The organism is Micromonospora sp. ALFpr18c (genome assembly GCF_008868155.1).
Lineage (GTDB): Bacteria > Actinomycetota > Actinomycetes > Mycobacteriales > Micromonosporaceae > Micromonospora.
The window spans coordinates 1-1,640 of record NZ_WBKR01000382.1; the positions used below are offsets into that span (position 1 = coordinate 1).

A 1,640-nucleotide genomic window follows, 5' to 3' on the forward strand; every position below is an offset into this window, starting at 1 on the left:
ACGAACGGACCAGATCAACAGCGTCCCTACGGAACTGCTCGGGGTACTTCGATGGACGTGGCACCAGGCCATCCTTCCCCAGACCACTGTCTGGGCTCAGGGTGTCCGGTCCGCAGGGGGAACCTCAGAACCTTCACCGGCGTCGCCGTACGCGTCGCCCAACGCCTCCTCGCCATGGCCGCCGCGATCTGGCACAACAACAAGACCAGCGCACCCGTCACCCGGTCACTGATCGCCTACGACCACTGACCGGAATTCGGAACAACTCGTCTAGGCAACATTCTGTGTCACATTGGACGGAGGACTGGCGGATGACCGTGATCCCGCTCCCGCGACCCGGTGGTGCCGTCCCCCTCGTGGCGGCCACCGACCGGTTTCTCGACCGATTCCGGGACGCGCCGGCCACCGCTGCGGCCTACGCCGAGACCTTGGCCCGGCTCCGTGCCGTCGCCGGCGACCACCTCGGCGTTGGCGAGCTGACCGCCGAGCACTACCAGGCCACGATGGAGCGGTGGGCCACGGCGGCGCCGGCGACCTTCAACAAGCACCTAGCCGGGTTGCGCTCGTTCGCCGCGTACGCACGGCGGCAGGAGTGGCTGACCACCGACCCCGCTCGCCGGCTCGAACGCCGCAAGGTCACCCGAGTGCGCGACAAAGCCATCCCTCGCGCCCGGCTCGACCGACTGTTCACCGACAATCGGCACCAACTGCGCGAGCGGGTGCTGTGGCGGATGCTCTACGAGACCTGCGCCCGCGCCGACGAAATCCTTGGCCTGGACGCACCCGACCTGGACATGGAGTTCCGCCGCGCCCTGGTCGTGGAGAAAGGCGGCAACCGCGCCTACGTCCACTGGGAGACGCCGACCGCGCGGCTGCTGCCCCGGCTTCTCGCCGGCCGGACCACCGGCCCGGTGTTCCTCGCCGACCGCCGCGCCCCAACCAGCGGCTACCGGGCACAGGCTCCCGCCGATGTCGACCCGGCCACCGGCCGGGGCCGCCTGTCCTACCCCCGAGCTGAATACCTGTTCAAACAGGCCACCATTGCGTACGACCCGCGCGGACTCGGCTACACCCTCCACCAACTGCGCCACTCCGGACTAACCCACCTCGCCGGCCGCGGCCGCAGCGCCGCCGAGCTCCAGGCGAAGTCCCGACATCGACACTTGGCCACCCTCGGCATCTACGTCCAGCTCGGCGAGGAAACGTCGGCCCGGATCACCGCCGAAAACGACGGTGCGAACCGGCGACATCGGACCTGATCAGCAGGTTCACCCTCGCTTGCGGCGGGTGACACGTCTCTTACCAGCACCCCGAACTCGGTGAAGAGACCTCCCGCCCGCACCACCGCCGAGAACGACGAGCACCACCGCGTCGGCACCGGGGCTGACCGCGTCCCACGTAGCGGGATCACGGAAAACGGCCGAAGCGGCTGCCCGGAAACCCGCAGCTTGAGGAACTAACCCCAGGTGATGGCCTAGATCAACTGATTACCGATGCTCCTATGCGTCAAGTCCTAGGTTGGAAGCAGTCCCAGCAGGGGTCATGGCTGCGATAGAAGGGCTGTTCAGCAGGGCTGTAAAGACCTCGCGGGCCAGGTATCGCTTGAGGCAGCGGATGATCTCGCGCTTGGTCTTGCCCTC

1 protein-coding gene and 2 pseudogenes are annotated in these 1,640 nt (G+C 67.8%); 2 read left to right on the forward strand and 1 reads right to left on the reverse strand.

The annotated features are described in order from the left end of the window. Positions 1-126 precede the first annotated feature (126 nt). Together F8271_RS33645 and F8271_RS31255 are read left to right on the forward strand one after the other, a co-directional pair. Positions 127-249: pseudogene (locus F8271_RS33645) on the forward strand (IS982 family transposase); the annotation flags it as partial. A 62-nt stretch (positions 250-311) separates the two neighbouring features. Beyond that, on the forward strand, positions 312-1,259 hold the full coding sequence (locus tag F8271_RS31255) for a site-specific integrase (RefSeq protein WP_151493368.1): 948 nt from the start codon (positions 312-314) through the stop codon (positions 1,257-1,259). 240 nt (positions 1,260-1,499) lie between these two features. On the opposite strand, the pseudogene F8271_RS34350 reads toward F8271_RS31255, so the two are convergent. Further along, positions 1,500-1,640, reverse strand: a pseudogene (locus F8271_RS34350) (IS110 family transposase); the annotation flags it as partial.